The organism is Gilliamella sp. X-46, from assembly GCF_057063525.1.
Genome location: NZ_JBXSQH010000005.1, coordinates 51,958 through 70,865, shown reverse-complemented (window position 1 = coordinate 70,865; position 18,908 = coordinate 51,958). Strand labels below are relative to the sequence as shown.

Below are 18,908 nucleotides of genomic sequence, written 5' to 3'. Positions count from 1 at the left end.
TTCCATCATAATGATGTCCGGATATAGTTGACAACTGGTTGGCTGATACACCTATTATTATAGTTTTAGTCTTTTAAGGGATGATTATACACTATATTTTTGTTATTCGTTATTGGGGTAAATTTAGATTACTAATTTCCCAGAAAGCGGCGATGATTTTTTCTGATAATCGTCTTTTTTGTACACAAATGCCGACATCGAACGGTTCCATTAAGTTGGTTGACCATTCGGTTATACGATCTTTTATCCGTTCTGGGCTGTTGTCCATCACGACTTTTGGTAATAAGGCTACGCCACAGCCTAAAGCAACCATTGATACAATGGCTTCGTGTCCAGCAACTGTTGCATAGATTTTTGGGTTGATGATTTTTCTTTGTTTGAACCATAAATCAATGCGGTGGCGGCTTGGTCCATGTTCTGGCAATATAAAGGGAACATTATTCCAGTCTGGTTGTTTTTGATGTAATTTGTCGCTAAATGAGCTATTAAGTTTAGGGATCAGCAAGACCATTTCAATTTCACCAAATTTTAAAAATTCAATGCCGTTTGGAAGTTGTTTGGGTTTTCCTGCAATGGCTAAATCGGCCGCATTTGATTGTATTTTTTCAACCGCATCAGCGGCATCGCCCGTTGATAGTTTGATTTCAACGAGTGGGTAGTGGATCCTAAAGCGATCAAGTATTTCAGGTAAGTGGCTATAGGCTGCAGTGACCGAGCAAAAAAGGGTCAATTCGCCAACAAGTTGTTGGTTCGATTGATCTAATTCGTGCTTTAGTTGTTGGTGTAGGTTTATGACCTGTTGAGCAAAGTGTTTGACCTTTTCGCCGACTTGAGTAATTTGTACTTGCCTATTGTCGCGAATAAATAGTGGATGTCCAAAGTGCTCTTCAAGCCGTTGGATTTGTCTTGATAAGGTTGATGGGCTAACATGCATGGCATTCGCGGTTATGCCAAAGTGGCAGGTTTCGCATAAATGTAAATACAGTTTTAAATCACGAATGTTCATAGTTATGGTTAGTTCCGGTTATTACGCTAAAATGCAGGATTTGTGTTTTTTTATTTAGAAACCGTAAGTCATGCATTACTCATTAGTGAAAATATTATGCATAGATAATCAAATAAGGCAAATGGCATTATGTGTAACATCAATGGCAAAATAGGCAGATACCTGTTAAAATGAGCAATTATTTTTTGTGAGTTAAAACAATTTATTTTATGACAGAACAAGCTTATTTAGACGAAGTCAATGCACGTCGCACTTTTGCGATTATTTCTCACCCTGATGCCGGTAAAACCACTATTACCGAAAAGGTGCTTTTATTTGGTCACGCAATCCAAACAGCTGGTACAGTTAAAGGCCGTGGCGCTAATGCCCAGCATGCTAAGTCAGACTGGATGGAAATGGAAAAACAACGTGGTATTTCAATTACCACCTCTGTTATGCAGTTTCCTTATAATGATTGTTTGGTTAATTTATTAGACACTCCCGGACACGAAGACTTTTCTGAAGATACTTACCGCACGCTAACTGCCGTTGATAGTTGTTTGATGGTGATTGATGCGGCAAAAGGGGTAGAGGATCGTACACGTAAATTGATGGAAGTGACGCGATTACGTAATACGCCAATTTTGACGTTTATGAATAAGTTAGACCGTGATATTCGCGACCCTATGGAATTGCTTGATGAAGTCGAAAACGAGCTAAATATAATGTGCGCACCAATTACTTGGCCGATTGGTTGTGGTAAGTTATTTAAGGGTGTCTATCATTTAGCGAAAGACGAAACATATCTTTACCAATCAGGCCAAGGTCATACAATACAAGAAGTCAGAATTATTAAAGGGTTAACTAACCCTGATTTGGATTTAGCTGTCGGTGATGATTTAGCACAGCAACTGCGTGAAGAACTTGAATTAGTACAAGGAGCATCAAATGAATTTGATTTAGATGCTTTTTTGTCGGGTGACTTAACGCCGGTCTTTTTTGGTACGGCATTAGGTAATTTTGGAGTTGATCATATGCTTGATGGTTTAACTGCTTGGGCACCAACTCCTCAACCTCGTCAAACTGATAAGCGTGAAGTTGAATCATCAGAAGAAAAATTTAGTGGTTTTGTTTTTAAAATTCAAGCTAATATGGATCCTAAACATCGTGACCGCGTGGCATTTATGCGCATTGTATCGGGTAAATATGAAAAAGGTATGAAGTTACGTCATGTGCGTATTGCCAAAGATATTAATATTTCTGATGCCTTAACATTTATGGCCGGCGATCGTGAACATGTTGAGGAAGCCTATGCTGGCGATATTATTGGTTTACATAATCACGGAACCATTCAAATTGGTGATACGTTTACTCAAGGTGAAGATTTGAAATTTACTGGTATTCCTAACTTTGCGCCAGAACTATTTCGTCGAATTCGTCTTAAAGATCCACTTAAACAAAAGCAGTTACTAAAAGGATTAGTGCAATTGTCTGAAGAGGGCGCCGTTCAGGTGTTTCGTCCATTAACCAATAATGACTTAATTGTGGGTGCGGTTGGGGTGCTGCAATTTGATGTGGTGGTTGCGCGTTTAAAATCTGAATATAACGTTGAGGCGATTTATGAGGCCGTTAATGTTACAACTGCGCGTTGGGTTGAGTGTAGTGATGTGAAAAAACTGGAAGAATTTAAACGTAAATGCGAGCAAAACTTGGCTTTAGATGGGGGAGATAACCTTTCTTATATTGCGCCAAGTATGGTTAATTTGAATTTGACTGAAGAACGGTATCCTGATGTTGAATTTAGAAAAACTCGCGAACACTAATTTTTCATTGTTTATCATAAACTTTATTAAAATACAGTTGTATTTGGATAAAGTTACTTTTTGTTGTTACTTTTAAAACTGAGTTGAGCGAGCAGATATTATGGTTTATAAAAACAAAAAATTAATTAATTTTATTATTAGTGGGTTTATTGCGTTACTGCTTACTACTTCATCTTCATCTTTTGCTATCGCAAACAAGCTAACAACGCCTGTTTTGCTAGAAAAAGTACAACAAAGCGAACGCGATAAACGACAATATGAAGTTATTGAGCTGGCAAATAAAATGCGGGTATTACTCGTGTCAGATTCTAAAGCCGTAAAATCTCTGGCATCATTAGCATTGCCAGTGGGTTCTCTGCAAGATCCTAAAGATCAGCAAGGTTTGGCGCATTATACTGAACATATGGTGCTAATGGGCTCGACTAAGTATCCCGAACCAGCTAGCTTTTCTCAGTTTTTAAGTCTTCATTCTGGTAGCTATAATGCCAGTACTGCCACACATCGAACTGCGTTTTATTTTGAGGTCGAAAATAGCGCATTTGATAAAGCGCTAGATCATTTAGCTGATGCTATTGCTGAGCCCAATTTAGATCCTAAATTTGCCGATAAAGAACGCAATGCTGTTAATGCCGAAATGACGATGGCTAGATCGAACGATGGTTTTCGTATTGAACAAGTTAATTCCGAAACTATTAACCCTAATCACCCATCGGCACAATTTTCGGGTGGCAATTTAGAAACATTAAGTGATAAGCCAAGTAGTAAATTACAAGATGCTTTAGTGACTTTTCATAAAGATTATTATTCGTCTAATATCATGGTGGGGGTAATTTATAGTAATCAGTCAATCAATAAATTAGCAAAATTAGCTGAAAACACCTTTGGTAAAATCCCTAATAAAAACATTAATGCTCCAATAGTTGATAAGCCAGCGATCACACCAAATGTGCTAAGCAAACAGATTGCAATGGTGCCAGCGCAACCTAAGAAATTGCTATTTTTACAATTTCCAATGGAAAACAATTTAGATAAATTTGCTGATAAAAGCGATGAATATATCACTTATTTAATTGATAATAGTAGCCCTAACACGTTGTCTGATCAGTTACAAAAGCAGGGGCTTATTGAGGGTATTAGTTCGTCTATCAATCCTATCCGTTATGGTAATAGCGGTATGTTGAGTATTAATGTGAGCTTAACCAACGATGGTCTCGCTCAAAAAGATAAAGTTATTGGGGCTATTTTTAATTATTTACAGTTAATTCAAAAGCAAGGAATTTCTGATGCTTATTATGAAGAACTTAAGAAAGTTTTAGCGTTAGAATTTAAGTATCAGGATGTTGAGCGTGATATGTCTTATGTGGAATGGCTATCTGATCAGATGTTGTTGTACCCCGTTAAAAATATATTAAATTCTGATTTTATTGCTAATAATTTTGATAAAACAGCGATCACCGCTCGCTTAAAAAGCCTAACGCCCGATAACGTTAGAGTTTGGATTATTTCACCAAATCAAACAACTAATAAGACGGCTTATTTTGTAGACGCACCTTATAAAATCGATAATATTACTAGTGAGCAAAAAGCGAATTGGTTGGCTTTAGGCAAAAATTTCACATTTAGTTTACCTGAATTAAATCCTTATATTCCTGACGATTTTTCAATTGTGAAGCAAAACCGTGCTCAAGCTCAACCAGCTGGGTTTAGTAAACGTGGTAATCATCTCCATTTTGTTAGTCAATATTTCAAAACTGAACCTAAAGCGGTGATTGTGCTTTCGTTACGGAATAACGAGGCTTTTAGTGACGCTAAAGCAGAAGTCGCTTTTAATCTACTTGATTACATTGCAAGTCGTAATTTAGAACAATTACGATTTCAGGCTAGGGTTGCGGGTATTTCGTTATCAACGAATAATGATAATGGCCTGATGATTTCAGCTAGCGGCTTCAGTCAGCATCTACCTAAAATGGTGACAGCAATACTTAATAGTTATCGCAATGTGACGATTGATGAGCAAAGTTTAGTATTAGCTAAATCTTGGTATTTGCAAGAATTGGATAAATTTGAGCATGCTAAAAGTTATCGGTTGGCGGTTAATCCTGTTAATGAGTTGTCAGATTTACCGCATTATTTTGAACGGGATGAGAGACGTCAAATTATAGCAACCATGACTATTAATGACGTGTTAACTTATCGCGATAATTTATTAACCCACTCAGTACCTTATATGGTTAGCTTGGGTAATTTGTCTAACGAAGATTCTTTAGATCTTTATCATTCCATCCAGAAAACACTAGTACGTGATGTTGAATTTACTCCTGTTGATAATATTCAGATCAAAAAATCATTGGAGGCCAAAATGACTCAACATGCGAAAAGCACTGATAATGCTTTGATGATGAGCTATATTCCAACCGGTTATGATCGAATTAGTAGTAGCATGATAAGTTATACTCTGTCTAAAATCATATCGCCATGGTTTTTTGATCAATTGCGTACTAACGAGCAACTTGGTTACGCTGTATTTGCTGGCCCTGTTACAGTAGGGGATTCAGTAGGGATGAGTTTTATCATTCAAAGCAACCAATACGATCCAGCTTATTTATTTAAGCGTTATCAAGAATTCTATCCTGTTATATTAAATAAGCTTAAAGCATTATCTAAAGAAAATATAGATCAATATAAAAAAGCGGCACTTGATGAATTGAAAATGCCCCCGCAAACATTGGATGAAGAGTTTAGTCGTTATATGGCTGACTATCGGAATTCGCGTTTTGCGTTTGATTCACGGAACAAAAAAATTGAACAATTGAAAAAAATCACTCAACAAGATTTAGTTGATTTTTATAGACGTTCAGTTATGGATAAAAAAGGTTTTGTATTTGCATCGCAAGTTCTTGGTAAGCGTGAAGATAGTGCTAAACAACCAGAAGCAATTTCTGAGTTTACTGAATTTGAAAATGTATCGGCATTGCAAAATGAGTTATTAAAATAAGTATTATTTAAGTTGTTGATGAAAATATAGGTTACATCTGAAACATTTTGCCAAAAATTGGCATTGCTATCACCTTGTGATACACTGCCAAAATCCCAATAGTTTGAGTATATTATGATTACTGGATCGATTGATTATTGTGCTATAGGTCAACGTTTACGTGCGTATCGGATTGCCGCTTCGCTGAAGGCTGAAGATGTTGCTGACAGTCTTAAAATTTCAAGAGCAGCAGTCTATCGGTTAGAAAAAGGCGAAATCGTTAAAATCGAAACTTTAGAACGGTTGGCCTTGTTACTCGATACTTCTTTTGCGAGTTTGCTTGGAATTGATACCGAATATTACTCGAGTGGTGACGGTTTTTTTGAGCGTATGCGCCAGTTAGAAGAACAATCAACCCATATCTATTCTCATTTCGACCCTTTTTCATTTTTATTAACTTCACCTGATTATTTGACTCATTTAGCTATGATGCTAAATGAATCAAACGAGTTGATTGATCATCAAAAATATTCAGTTATTTTGTCGATTTTAAAAGAACGTAAAAAGCAGTTTCATCAATCAGTTCCAAAGGTTATCAATTTAATTAGCTTACGTAATGTAGAGCGTTTTTTGCATATTGGCTTAGTAGGAAATCTGACAATTTCGCCAGGTAAGAAGTCTGAAAGAATGTTATTAGCACGTAAAGAAGTTTATCATTTAATTGAACTGATAGAACAACAATCCTTTGCTCCAACTATTGCTATTACACAAGAAGCTATTCCATCAATCGCTTTTCAAATTTTTTATCAGGATGGAAATCCTATTTCATTAGCAATGAGTCCATTTCGATTAGGTGAGTTACCTAATGTAACTACCGGTATTGCGTCGATCACGTCATCTTATGATGCTATTAAAAGGTATCGACATTTATTTGATGAGTTATGGCAAAATAGTGCTAAAGATAGGCAAGCAATTGATTTATTAAAAACGACACTAGAAAAATTTTAAAGAATATTAAAGAGAGTCATTATGTTATCCCTAACATTACAACCGATAAAAAGATTTAATGGTACTATTAATTTGCCAGGTTCAAAAAGTGTTTCTAATCGTGCGTTATTACTATCAGCATTGAGTAAAGGTAATACACGCTTAACTAATTTGCTTGATAGTGATGATGTGCGTTATATGCTTGATGCACTTGCGGCCTTGGGTGTTAAGTATCAGCTATCACATGATCGCACCATTTGTGATGTTCAAGGTGTGGGCGGAATTTTGCAATCGACCCATGCCTTAGAACTATTTTTAGGTAATGCAGGGACTGCTATGCGTCCTTTAGCTGCGGCATTATGCCTTGGTCATAATAACATTGTGTTAACCGGCGAGCCACGTATGAAGGAACGTCCGATTGGTCATTTAGTTGATGCTCTACGCCAAGGTGGTGCTAAAATTGATTATCTTGAAAATAAAGGTTATCCGCCGCTACATATTCAAGGTGGTTTTACTGGTGGTAACATTGATGTTGATGGCTCGGTATCTAGCCAGTTTTTAACTGCGTTATTAATGGCTTCGCCACTAGCCCAAAATGATACTCAAATTACCATAATTGGCGATTTGGTTTCTAAACCTTATATTGATATTACTATCAAAATGATGGCTATTTTTGGTGTTTCGGTGACAAATCATAACTATCAAAAATTTATTATTAAAGCTAATCAGTGTTATCAAGCGCCAGGTGATTATTTAGTTGAAGGCGATGCCTCTTCTGCTTCTTATTTTTTAGCAGCGGCTGCAATTAAAGGTGGCACAGTGAGAGTCACGGGTATTGGTAAAAAAAGTTTACAAGGTGATACACAATTTGCCCATGTGCTTGAAAAAATGGGCGCTAAAGTAACTTGGGCTGATGATTATATTGAATGTTCATGTGGTGAATTACACGGTATTGATATGGATATGAACCATATCCCTGATGCGGCAATGACCATTGCTACAACAGCACTGTTTGCTAAAACTCCTACTACCATTCGCAATATCTATAATTGGCGAGTTAAAGAAACTGATCGCTTACATGCAATGGCTACGGAGTTAAAAAAGGTTGGTGCAACCGTTGATGAAGGTCGCGATTATATTACTATTGTGCCACCCGCTAAATTAACCCATGCTGAAATTGAAACTTATAATGATCATCGTATCGCTATGTGTTTTTCATTGGTGGCACTTTCTGATACGTCTGTGACAATATTAGATCCTAAATGCACAATGAAGACTTTTCCTGATTATTTTGAACAATTTAAACGATTAAGCGAAGAATAAAATGAATAAATTTGTTCCCGTTGTTGCTGTTGATGGGCCAAGTGGTGTTGGTAAAGGCACTTTATGCCAAGCGTTAGCTAATCATTTTAAATGGCATCTTTTAGATTCTGGCGCTATCTATCGTGTACTAGCACTTAGCGCACTTAAGCAAGGCATTGCGTTGGATGATGAAAGTCAATTAGCCCAATTAGCCCTTAATTTGCCACTAACGTTTGATACTTATGGTTGTGACGTTAAAGTGTTATTAGATAATGTTGATGTCACTAACGAAATTCGTACAGAACAAACGGGTGGGGTAGCATCAAAAGTAGCCGCAATTAATTCTGTTAGAACAGCTTTATTACAGCGCCAACGTGACTTTAGGAAAGCTCCAGGCTTGATTGCTGATGGTCGTGATATGGGTAGCGTGGTGTTTAGTGATGCGCCAGTTAAAATTTTTCTTGATGCAAGTGCGCACTCTCGTGCAGAAAGGCGAATGAAACAGTTGCAACATAAGCAAAATCATGTTAAATTCGCCGAAATTTTGCAGGAGATAACTGCGCGTGATGAGCGTGATCGTAATCGGGCTGTTGCGCCGCTAAAACCTGCTGTTGATGCACTAATAATTGATACTACATCGCTTTCGATTCAAGATGTTTTTAATCAATCTATTACGTATATAAACAAAAGAATTGCGTTGTAAGTTTGTTTTACAGCGTGTGTTAACCAAGCTCTATTTCAAGGATGAGTGGAGTATCGTAAATAACCCCATAAGACAGGATGTAATGTGGACGTTAATATTAATTTAAGATATAAAAATATGACTGAATCTTTTGCTCAACTCTTTGAAGAGTCTTTAAATCAACTAGACACTCGTTCTGGTAATATGATCCGCGGTACTGTCGTTGCTATCGACAAAGATGTTGTTTTAGTTGATGCTGGTTTAAAATCTGAATCGGCAATTCCAGTAGAGCAGTTTAAAAATGCCCAAGGCGAATTAGAAGTTCAAGTCGGTGACGTTGTTGATGTTGTACTTGACTCAATTGAAGATGGTTTCGGTGAAACAATCTTATCTCGTGAAAAAGCTAAACGTCATGAAGCGTGGCTAGTTTTAGAAAAAGCAGTTGATGATGCTGCAACAGTTTTAGGTGTTATCAATGGTAAAGTTAAAGGTGGCTTTACGGTTGATCTTAATGGCGTTCGTGCGTTCCTTCCAGGTTCGCTTGTTGATGTTCGCCCATTACGCGATACTTCTCATATCGAAAACAGAGAAATTGAATTAAAAGTTATTAAATTAGATCAAAAACGCAATAACGTTGTTGTTTCACGTCGTGCAGTTATTGAATCAGAAAATAGCGCAGAAAGAGAACAACTTCTTGAAAATCTACAAGAAGGTTCTGAAGTTAAAGGTATTATCAAAAATCTTACTGATTACGGTGCATTTGTTGATCTTGGTGGCGTTGATGGTTTACTTCATATCACTGATATGGCTTGGAAACGCGTTAAACATCCAAGTGAAGTGGTTGAAGTGGGTCAAGAATTACTTGTTAAAGTACTTAAATTTGACAAAGACCGTTCACGTGTATCACTTGGCTTAAAACAATTAGGCGAAGATCCATGGGTTTCAATTGCTAAACGTTACCCTGAAGGTACTAAAGTAACAGGTAAGGTAACTAACTTAACTGACTACGGTTGTTTTGTTGAAATCGAAACAGGTGTCGAAGGTTTAGTTCACGTTTCTGAAATGGATTGGACAAACAAAAATATTCACCCATCTAAAGTGGTTAGCTTAGGTGATGAAGTTGAGGTAATTGTTCTTGAAATTGATGAAGAACGTCGTCGTATTTCTCTTGGTCTTAAACAATGTAAACCAAATCCATGGTTACAGTTTGCTGAATCACACAATAAAGGTGATAAAGTTAGCGGTAAGATCAAATCAATCACTGATTTTGGTATTTTCATTGGTTTAGATGGCGGTATTGATGGTTTAGTTCATCTTTCAGATATCTCTTGGAATATGCCTGGTGAAGAAGCGGTTAAAGCTTATAAGAAAGGCGATGATATTGAGGCGGTTGTGTTACAAGTTGATGCTGAACGTGAGCGTATCTCTTTAGGTATTAAACAACTAGAAGACGATCCATTCAGTAGTTTTGCTTCTAACTACAAAAAAGGTACAATTGTTAAAGGTGCTGTAACTGCAGTTGATGCTAAAGGTGCGACTATCGAAATCGCTGAAGGTATCGAAGGTTACTTAAAAGCACAAGATATCGCTCGTGAGCGTATTGAAGATGCGACAACTGTATTAAAAGTAGGTGATGAAGTTGAAGCTAAAATTGTGAATATTGACCGTAAAACTCGTGCAATTTCATTATCGGTACGTGCTAAAGATGAAGCTGACGAAAAAGAAGCACTTGCTGCGGTAAATAACACTGCAACTCAAGAAGATGCATCATTTACTAATGCGATGGCTGAAGCATTCAAAGCCGCATCAAAAACTGAGTAAAAAATATTGATGTAAAGAGTAAAGAGGGCTTGCCCTCTTTTTCTTTTATGGTATAGAATGAAAAAGTTACGTGCCACATAAATAAATTAGGAGTGATCATGAACAGATCAGATTTAGTAGAACGAATTGTTAACTGGCGGACACATCTTCCTATGCAACTAGTTGATGATTCAGTTAGAGATATCATTGAGCAGATCGCTTTAGCTATGGAAAGTAACGATCGTGTAGAAATTCGAGGCTTTGGTAGTTTTAGTTTAAACTATCGTGCACCACGTAAAGCAAGAAACCCAAGAACCGGTGGTAATGTTGAAGTTAAACATAAATATATTCCTCACTTTAAACCGGGTAAAGAGCTGCGTGAGAGAGTAAATAATGCAGCAAAAGCATAGTCTTTAAATTCTATACTTAGCTAAAAGCCTTTGAGTCAAATCAATGGCTTTTTTATTGTAAACAATTGAACTCCTCTTATTTTATCTAGGCCCCTCCATAATTAATTAGTTAAAACAAATCAACGTTTCTTTAGTTATCATCGTTAACAATCTCTGAATCGTTACATGTAATTTCAGTAAATCTTATCAAGATTAATGGTTAAAATGGAATTCAGATCGAAAGATTCAAATTCAGTTATTTTTTTATAATATCAATTGATAAGCTGACTTTTTATTTGAATGAATATAGCGAGCGCAGATGCGACAATTTTGTTCTCTTGATTTATTGGCGATCATGTTTTCATTAGGTTGTTTACCGTTATTGTTTTTGCCACATTTATTATCTGATCTTCAGTGGTATTTTATTGCCATTATCCTAGTCATTTTGACCTTGATTTTTCCGGCTAAATTGAGTTGGTATTTGTCTATTTTTGTTGTGTTTGGTTTAGGTGTTTTGTGGTCTACTGCTTATTCTAAGCAATATTTATCAAGTATTTCGCCTTATATCGATAAAACGCTAGTTGTTAAAGCCAAAGTCCAAAATATCAATACTAGACAAGCTACAACAGCTATTGAACCTTATTATATGTCATTTTCTGTTTTTTCTATTTCAGATGTTACGCTTTCTAATGATATTCTGATCTCAGTTTATTGGGATGATTTAGCTATACCAAAATCGGGTCAAATCTGGCAGTTAACACTAAAAACAAAAGTTGTGCATAGCTATTTAAATGAGGGGGGATTTGATAGCCAGCGCTTTTCGATAGCAAACCGAAGTCTATTATCTGCTAAAGTAATTGAAGCCAAACTGTTAGATGGTAAGTCTAATTTAAAACAATCTATTATTGACTTGGCATTACCTTACATTGATTTGTTTAGTTATCGAGGCATACTCCTTGCCCTTGCTTTTGGTGATCGTTCTCAATTAGATGATTCGCTTCGTACTGTGATGATGCAAACAGGTGTTGCTCATTTAATGGCAATATCTGGTATGCATATTTTATTAGTTTTTGGTCTTAGTTGTTTTTTTGTTAAGACTGTTCTGTTTTTTATTCCGAAACGTTTTATCTATTTTTTTGTACCGATTATCGTTGGTTGGTTATGTGCACTTTTTTATGCATGGTTAACTGGTTTCAGTCCACCTACATTGCGTGCTATATTGGCTTTATCAATTTGGATCTATTTACGTTATAAAAAGCATCAAATTAGTGCATGGCAAAAAGTTAATCGAATTATTGCGTTGTTATTGTTGTTTGATCCGTTGATGATTTTATCTGAGAGTTTTTGGTTATCTTGTTATGCGGTAATTAGCTTAATTTTTTTATTTGAATGGTTACCAATACCTCAAGAAATAAAGTATAAAAAGCGTTGGTATATGGTTAGGTTATTGCATCTGCAATTGGGGTTAACCTTGTTGTTATTGCCTATTGAACTTTTTGTTTTTCAGGGCGTTAGTGTGGTTTCTATTTTAACGAATTTAATTGCTATTCCTATTATTTCATTATGCACTTTTCCTGCTGTTTTATTTGCGTTGGCATTTAGTCTTATGGATTGTTTTTATATCGCATTATGGTGGTGGATGGTTGCTGATAAATCGTTGGAATGGTTATTTTTCAGTTTGAATTGGTTTAATTTATTGTGGCTTAATATTCCTTCATACTTTTATTTGTTAAGTTTTTTGGGCTGGCTAATTGTCATTATAATACGCACTGGAGCGTGGCGTTGTTTTGGAATTACTTTATTCGTCATTTTTATGCTATTAGTTACGCCACTTTTTAAACATCAGCATTATCGTTGGCGATTGGATATGCTCGATGTAGGTCATGGATTGGCGATTGTTATTCATGATGGAAAGTCAGCTATTTTGTATGATACGGGAGCCAACTGGGGAAAAAGTTCCGCTATGGAAAAGGTGATTATTCCTTTTTTGCAATGGCATAATTTGAATGTACAAGGCATTATTATTAGTCATCAACATAATGATCATGTTGGAGGTTTGAAATTGCTTCAAAAAATTTACCCTAAGGCATGGTTAATGAGTTCCTCTTTTGATTTAAATAATGACTATTCATGTTTAGCTGGTAATCGTGTTAATTGGAACGAGTTGACATTTAATATATTGTGGCCTAATAAATTGGTTGAATATGCCCAAAATGAGGACTCTTGTGTAATACAAGTAACTGATGGGAACTTTTCTGTATTATTAACTGGGGATTTAGAGCGAAATCAGGAATATCAGTTAGTGTCTAAGTATCGAAATCAGCTAGCTTCGACCATTTTGCAAACGCCACACCATGGTAGTAGTACGTCATCAAGTTATACTTTTTTAAGTCATGTTAAACCGCTAAGGTCGTTAGTTTCTACTTCCCGTTATAACCCTTGGAAATTGCCTTCCACTAAGGTAATGAAAAAATATCAAGATTTACAATTAGATTATTTTGTTACCGCGAAGAGTGGCCAAATAAGTCTATTTTTTGATAAACAAACCTGGCAATTAAAAACTATGCGGGGTGAAATTAAACCTCGATGGTATCATGATTGGTTTGGTAGTTTACCCATTTATGAGTAAAATAAGCTATTATTTGTTATAAGCAGCTATTTTAATAATTGTTATATAGACATTGGAATATAAAACAATTTTACAAAATTTAATTGAGTGATGTTAAAGTTATGATTGAAAAACTATGGTATGGTAAAAATCGTTTATTTTGGTTACTTATACCATTTTCTTTACTATATGGTTTGATTGTTTTTGTTCGTCGCTCTTTGTATCGGTTAGGTATTCTTAAATCTTGGCGTTCTCCTATACCTATTATCATTATCGGCAATTTATCTGTTGGCGGTAATGGCAAAACGCCACTGGTTGTTGGTTTAATTGAATCGTTAAAACAAAAAGGGTTACAAGTCGGAGTTGTTTCGAGAGGGTATGGTGGTAAGGCTGATAACTATCCGCTTATTTTAAATAATACAACCACAACCGAACAAGCTGGTGACGAGCCGGTACTTATTTTTCAACGTACTCATGTGCCTGTCGCGGTATCGCCCCATCGAGCTGAAGCTGTTCAATCATTATTAAAGCAGTATGATTTAGATGTTATTTTGACTGATGATGGTTTGCAACATTATGCATTAGCACGCGACATTGAAGTGGTAGTGGTTGATGGAAAACGTTTATTTGGTAATGGATGGTGGATGCCAGCCGGACCAATGAGAGAGCGAAAAAGACGATTAAAATCGGTTGATCTGATTATTATAAACGGTGATAGTGTAAATAATCTGGCTGAACAGTATCCAAATAAAACGTACACCATGCAATTAACACCACTATATGCAGTAAATTTGCTAACTAAAGAAAAAAAAGCATTATCTTCATTGCAAAATATTTGTGCTATTGCGGGTATTAGTAATCCAAAACGTTTTTTTGATATGCTCATCAACATGAAAATTGATGTGGTTAAAACAGCTTCTTTTGCTGATCATCAAAAATTTACTTTGCCACTATTAAATGATTTGGCAAGTTGTGAACAAACACTTTTAATGACTGAAAAAGATGCAGTTAAATGTAGGCAATTTGCCCAGAAAAATTGGTGGTATCTACCTATTGATGCGGTAATACCTCATGAGGCAATTGATCAAATCTGTTTGTTATTAGCTAAGACAAAATCTCAAAGAGAATAAAATATGAAAGAAATCCTATTAAGCGCACTTGCTTGTCCTAAGTGCCATGGCCAACTACAATATGATGCCAACAACCAGCAGTTGATTTGCCAAGCAGATAATCTGGTTTATGTAATAAAAGATAGCATTCCTGTTTTGCTTGAATGTGAAGCAAAACCACTAAATCAATCACCGTCTGTTCAAGAATAAAATATAAGGCATTAGTTATGAATTTTTCGGTTATTATTCCTGCTAGGTATGCTTCAAGCCGTTTACCTGCTAAGCCATTGGCGGATATTCACGGTAAACCTATGATTGTGCGTGTGATGGAGCAAGCAAAAAAATCGTCAGCTAATCGAGTGATTATTGCAACTGATCATCAACAAGTTTTTGATGTAGTCAAAGCGTATGGTGGTGAAGTCATTCTTACTAGTGACAAGCATAATTCTGGTACAGAAAGGTTGGCAGAAGTTATTAATGCTTTCCAATTTGCTGATGATGAAATCATTGTTAATGTGCAGGGGGATGAACCTTTAATTCCTCCTGTTATTATTGACCAAGTGGCTGAAAATTTGGTGCAATATAAAACGGGAATGGCAACATTAGCGGTGCCAATTGATTCTGTTGAAGAAGCATTTAATACCGGTGCGGTTAAAGTTGTGACCGACAAAAAGGGTTATGCGCTTTATTTTTCTCGTGCTACGATTCCTTGGGAACGCGATCGTTTTTCTAAATCGGTTGATCTATTAAAACAGTCCAGTATTGGTAATTTTTATCTTCGCCATATTGGTATTTATGCTTATCGCGCTGGTTTTATTCGCAAGTATATTAATTGGGCGCCATCTACACTTGAGCAAATTGAGATGTTAGAACAGCTTAGAGTACTTTGGTACGGCGAAAAAATACATGTTGCAGTTGCAAAGCAATCGCCAGCAATTGGCGTCGATACGCAAGAAGATTTAGAAAAAGTAAGGGCACTATTTAAGGATTGATCTATGGCTGATTTTACCGGCTTTACCCAAGCTGGTCTTAATTTTTTGCAAGACGTTTGGATAAATAACAGCAAACTATGGTTTGAAGAACATCGTGCTATTTATGATAATGATTTAGTCAAGCCGTTTAGACTTTTGGTTGAACAACTAACACCAGAAATGCTCAAAATTGATGAGTGGTTTGAAACTCGTCCTGCTATTGGTAAAACGATTTCACGTATATATCGCGATACCCGTTTTTCAAATGATAAATCACTTTATCGTAATCGGCTATGGTTAACGTTTAAACGACCTAATCTAGATTGGAAAGAAGCTCCCGCTTACTTTTTTGAAATTAATCCAAGTAGTTATCGATATGGTCTTGGTTATTATTGTTCATCAAAACAAACGATGGATATTTTTCGGAAAGAAATCCTTAATGATACTAAGAAATTTTTAGCGATGACGCATTGTGTTAAAAAACCATTTGAGCTTGTTGGTGAAAGTTATAAACGACCGTTAATCAAAGAGCAAGATGCAAAAATAGCTACATGGTATAACCGAAAAAACCTTGCGGTTATGGTGACAAGCAATCATATTGAAGACGTGTTAAATAGTGATTTACCCCAAAAATTGGCTAAAGGGTTTAAACAGCTAGTCCCGTTTTATGATTACTTAATGCGAGTGGAGATGATTAAAAACATACCAGCTCTTTAATTTTGTTAAATTGATTTTTATATTAAATATTAGGCAAGCTTAATATAAGTTTTTTAACATCATTGATTATAAATTGTGTACCAACACAAACTAATAAAAATCCCATAATTCTTGAAGTGGCTTTAATGCTAATTTTCCCCATAAAACGTATTATGCTGCCGGCACTGTGCATACAAAACCAAAGAATAATACATAGCAATAAAGGCACTAATATTGAGACAGTGTAAACGTCATAGCCACCAATTTTTACTGTTGATGACATACTGATGATCATTGCTATGGTTCTTGGTACCAGCGGTACTTGGCATGGAGAGTGGAACAAAAGCGATATTATTTGAGATCTCTTTCTTTTTTGCATCTGCTTCAAGGCTTTTATATGATGGCTGTTGTGGAAATAACATTCTAAAGCCAATAATGCCAACAATCATACCACCAGTAATGCGTAATCCAGGAATCGATATACCAAACGTACTCATCACCAATTGCCCGCAATAAAACGACACTACCATAATCATAAATACAGGTTAGTTTTGATTGGTAATTACGTTCTTCATTGGTCATATCACCGGATAGACCTAATAAAAGTACCACTGTGGTTAATGGATTCGTTAATTGAATAAATAAAATTAAACCAAAACCGATAGTTTGTATAAGTTCTAGTGTAGATTTATTTAGGTCTGACAAAAGTTCTGTTAAGTATAATTGAAATGAATAGAAAATGGTATCGGGCGTAAGTTAACGCCCAATATTGTATGATAAATGAATGATGATTTTAGAATGGGATGTCGTCATCAAAATCCATTGGGGGTTCTGGTGTAGCTGCAGGTTGTGCCGGTGTGTTTTGTGTTGTCGGACGAGATTGAGACGCTGGTGCTGATGAAGCATTATTAGCACTTTGTCCCCAGTTTTGTGAACTACCATCCATATTTTCACCGCTATTACGTGATCCTAAAATTTGTAAAATACCGCCAATTGGATTGATCACAACTTCTGTCGTGTAACGATCTTGCCCTGATTGATCTTGCCATTTTCGCGTTTGTAGTTGTCCTTCAAGGTAGACTTGAGTGCCTTTTTTTATATACTCGCCTGCGATCTCAGCGAGTTTACCAAATACAACAACACGATGCCATTCAGTACGATCTCGGGTTTCACCTGTTTGTTTATCCTTCCATGATTCTGATGTTGCGACACTAAAATTAGCAACTGCATTACCATTGGGCATGTAACGAACTTCGGGATCTTGACCTAAATTACCAACTAAAATGACTTTATTTATTCCTCTATTGGCCATTATTAACTCCTAAAAATTGCATAAGTATTTAAGCCGCATATTGTAACATGAGACTGCAGTAATATCAGCGAATTTAATTCAATAATGGAATTTTGTCCTCATTTTGTAAAAATATAGAAAGATTGGCTTAGACATAGGAATTTATTGTTATAACGGGTATAATGCCAAACATTTGTTAATGTTGTGTTCTAAAAGATTATTCCCCTACAGGAGGCCTTATGATTAATGCGTTTGGGCTAAAAAACAAACAATTAGTAAAAATTAATGAAGGCGATATAAATAATGCAACCTGGGTTGATTTAATTGAACCAGAAGAAGCCGATCGCGATTTTGTTTTAACACATTTAGGACAAAACTTAGCAACGAGTATCGAGCTAGATGATATCGAAGCGTCAGCTCGTTTTTTTGAAGATAATGAAGGGCTACATGTTCACTCTTTTTTCTTTTATGAAGATGCAGAAGATCGTGCAGGTAACTCGACTGTGGCTTTTACAGTGCATAATGGACGTTTATTTACACTACGTGAACGTGATTTACCTGCATTTCGGTTGTATCGCATGCGATCGCGCTATCAAAGTATGAGTGATGGTAATCCTTATGAAGTGTTACTTGACTTATTTGAAGTCAAAGTTGAGCAGTTAGCAGATCAAATCGAAAATATTTATAGTGAATTAGAAGAATTAAGTTTAATTATTATGGATCGTTCTGCACAAGAACATTATGATGAAGCAATCACTTCATTGGCAGAGCTTGAAGATACCGCGTGGAAAGTAAGGCTTTGTTTAATGGATAGTCAACGTGCAGTTAACTATTTAGTTCGTCGTGCAAAAATGCCTGTAGATCAGCTAGAACAAGCTCGCGAAGTTATTCGCGATATTGAATCACTTGTTCCTCATAATGAGTCATTATTTCAGAAAGTGAACTTCTTAATGCAAGCGGCAACCAGTTTCATTAATATTGAACAAAGTCGAATTATTAAAATTTTCTCGGTTGTTTCGGTTGTGTTTCTACCTCCAACTGTGGTTGCTTCTGCTTATGGTATGAACTTTGAATTTATGCCCGAATTAAAATGGGAATATGGTTACCCGTTTTCATTACTATTAATGTTACTAGCAGGTGTTGCTCCTTATATTTATTTTAAATTGAAAAAATGGTTATAGATTATTTACTTAACCCTGTTGTCTTTATCCGTGAATACTTTGATAGTTTAGCGGAAATCATCTTTGTCTTATTCATGTAAGGTAATTAAAAGAGTTTAATATAACTATTT

General features: G+C 35.9%; 16 protein-coding genes. 13 read left to right on the top strand and 3 right to left on the bottom strand.

What is annotated here, in order from left to right; all coding sequences use genetic code 11:
* Positions 1-109: 109 nt before the first annotated feature.
* On the bottom strand, positions 110-1,006 hold the full coding sequence (gene ilvY, locus ACYIAJ_RS05840) for an HTH-type transcriptional activator IlvY (RefSeq protein ID WP_483560005.1): 897 nt from the start codon (positions 1,004-1,006) through the stop codon (positions 110-112).
* Between the two features lie 209 nt (positions 1,007-1,215).
* Here ilvY and prfC point away from each other — a divergent pair, with 209 nt between their 5' ends.
* The 12 genes from prfC to ACYIAJ_RS05780 all read left to right on the top strand — a co-directional run bounded on the left by prfC (position 1,216) and on the right by ACYIAJ_RS05780 (position 16,347).
* A complete protein-coding gene (gene prfC / locus ACYIAJ_RS05835) occupies positions 1,216-2,808 on the top strand; it encodes a peptide chain release factor 3 (protein WP_483564463.1) in 1,593 nt (530 codons plus the stop codon).
* A 100-nt stretch (positions 2,809-2,908) separates the two neighbouring features.
* The gene (gene ptrA / locus ACYIAJ_RS05830; RefSeq protein ID WP_483564462.1) at positions 2,909-5,803 is read left to right on the top strand and encodes a pitrilysin; all 2,895 of its coding nucleotides are present in this window, start codon (positions 2,909-2,911) and stop codon (positions 5,801-5,803) included.
* A gap of 114 nt (positions 5,804-5,917) precedes the next feature.
* Positions 5,918-6,790, top strand: coding sequence for a helix-turn-helix domain-containing protein (locus ACYIAJ_RS05825; protein ID WP_483564461.1), 873 nt, complete (start codon positions 5,918-5,920; stop codon positions 6,788-6,790).
* Positions 6,791-6,808: 18 nt separating this feature from the next.
* A complete protein-coding gene (aroA, locus tag ACYIAJ_RS05820; protein WP_483560101.1) occupies positions 6,809-8,092 on the top strand; it encodes a 3-phosphoshikimate 1-carboxyvinyltransferase in 1,284 nt (427 codons plus the stop codon).
* Between the two features lies 1 nt (position 8,093).
* Positions 8,094-8,774 carry a (d)CMP kinase gene (gene cmk, locus ACYIAJ_RS05815; protein ID WP_483560011.1) on the top strand — a complete coding sequence of 227 codons (681 nt, stop codon included), beginning with the start codon at positions 8,094-8,096 and terminating at the stop codon, positions 8,772-8,774.
* A 117-nt stretch (positions 8,775-8,891) separates the two neighbouring features.
* Complete coding sequence (rpsA, locus tag ACYIAJ_RS05810; protein ID WP_483560013.1) at positions 8,892-10,574, top strand: 30S ribosomal protein S1; 1,683 nt, start codon at positions 8,892-8,894, stop codon at positions 10,572-10,574.
* Positions 10,575-10,672: 98 nt separating this feature from the next.
* The gene (gene ihfB / locus ACYIAJ_RS05805; RefSeq protein WP_091349902.1) at positions 10,673-10,963 is read left to right on the top strand and encodes an integration host factor subunit beta; all 291 of its coding nucleotides are present in this window, start codon (positions 10,673-10,675) and stop codon (positions 10,961-10,963) included.
* A 298-nt stretch (positions 10,964-11,261) separates the two neighbouring features.
* Positions 11,262-13,571 carry a DNA internalization-related competence protein ComEC/Rec2 gene (locus ACYIAJ_RS05800; protein WP_483560014.1) on the top strand — a complete coding sequence of 770 codons (2,310 nt, stop codon included), beginning with the start codon at positions 11,262-11,264 and terminating at the stop codon, positions 13,569-13,571.
* A 101-nt stretch (positions 13,572-13,672) separates the two neighbouring features.
* Positions 13,673-14,680 carry a tetraacyldisaccharide 4'-kinase gene (gene lpxK, locus ACYIAJ_RS05795; protein ID WP_483560016.1) on the top strand — a complete coding sequence of 336 codons (1,008 nt, stop codon included), beginning with the start codon at positions 13,673-13,675 and terminating at the stop codon, positions 14,678-14,680.
* 3 nt (positions 14,681-14,683) lie between these two features.
* Positions 14,684-14,869 (top strand): Trm112 family protein, encoded by a 186-nt coding sequence (locus ACYIAJ_RS05790; RefSeq protein ID WP_483560018.1) that lies wholly within the window; start codon positions 14,684-14,686, stop codon positions 14,867-14,869.
* 17 nt (positions 14,870-14,886) lie between these two features.
* A complete protein-coding gene (gene kdsB / locus ACYIAJ_RS05785; RefSeq protein WP_483560020.1) occupies positions 14,887-15,651 on the top strand; it encodes a 3-deoxy-manno-octulosonate cytidylyltransferase in 765 nt (254 codons plus the stop codon).
* 3 nt (positions 15,652-15,654) lie between these two features.
* Positions 15,655-16,347 carry a DUF2461 domain-containing protein gene (locus tag ACYIAJ_RS05780; RefSeq protein ID WP_483564460.1) on the top strand — a complete coding sequence of 231 codons (693 nt, stop codon included), beginning with the start codon at positions 15,655-15,657 and terminating at the stop codon, positions 16,345-16,347.
* Positions 16,348-16,369: 22 nt separating this feature from the next.
* Here the strand turns inward: ACYIAJ_RS05780 and ACYIAJ_RS05775 are convergent, their stop codons facing one another.
* Together ACYIAJ_RS05775 and ACYIAJ_RS05770 are read right to left on the bottom strand one after the other, a co-directional pair.
* Positions 16,370-16,714, bottom strand: a complete 345-nt coding sequence (locus ACYIAJ_RS05775) for a MarC family protein (RefSeq protein ID WP_483564459.1) — start codon at positions 16,712-16,714, stop codon at positions 16,370-16,372.
* A gap of 405 nt (positions 16,715-17,119) precedes the next feature.
* Positions 17,120-17,638 (bottom strand): single-stranded DNA-binding protein, encoded by a 519-nt coding sequence (locus ACYIAJ_RS05770; RefSeq protein ID WP_483564458.1) that lies wholly within the window; start codon positions 17,636-17,638, stop codon positions 17,120-17,122.
* Positions 17,639-17,856: 218 nt separating this feature from the next.
* Between ACYIAJ_RS05770 and corA the strand changes: the two genes are divergently transcribed.
* A complete protein-coding gene (gene corA, locus ACYIAJ_RS05765) occupies positions 17,857-18,798 on the top strand; it encodes a magnesium/cobalt transporter CorA (RefSeq protein WP_483560023.1) in 942 nt (313 codons plus the stop codon).
* Positions 18,799-18,908: the final 110 nt, after the last annotated feature.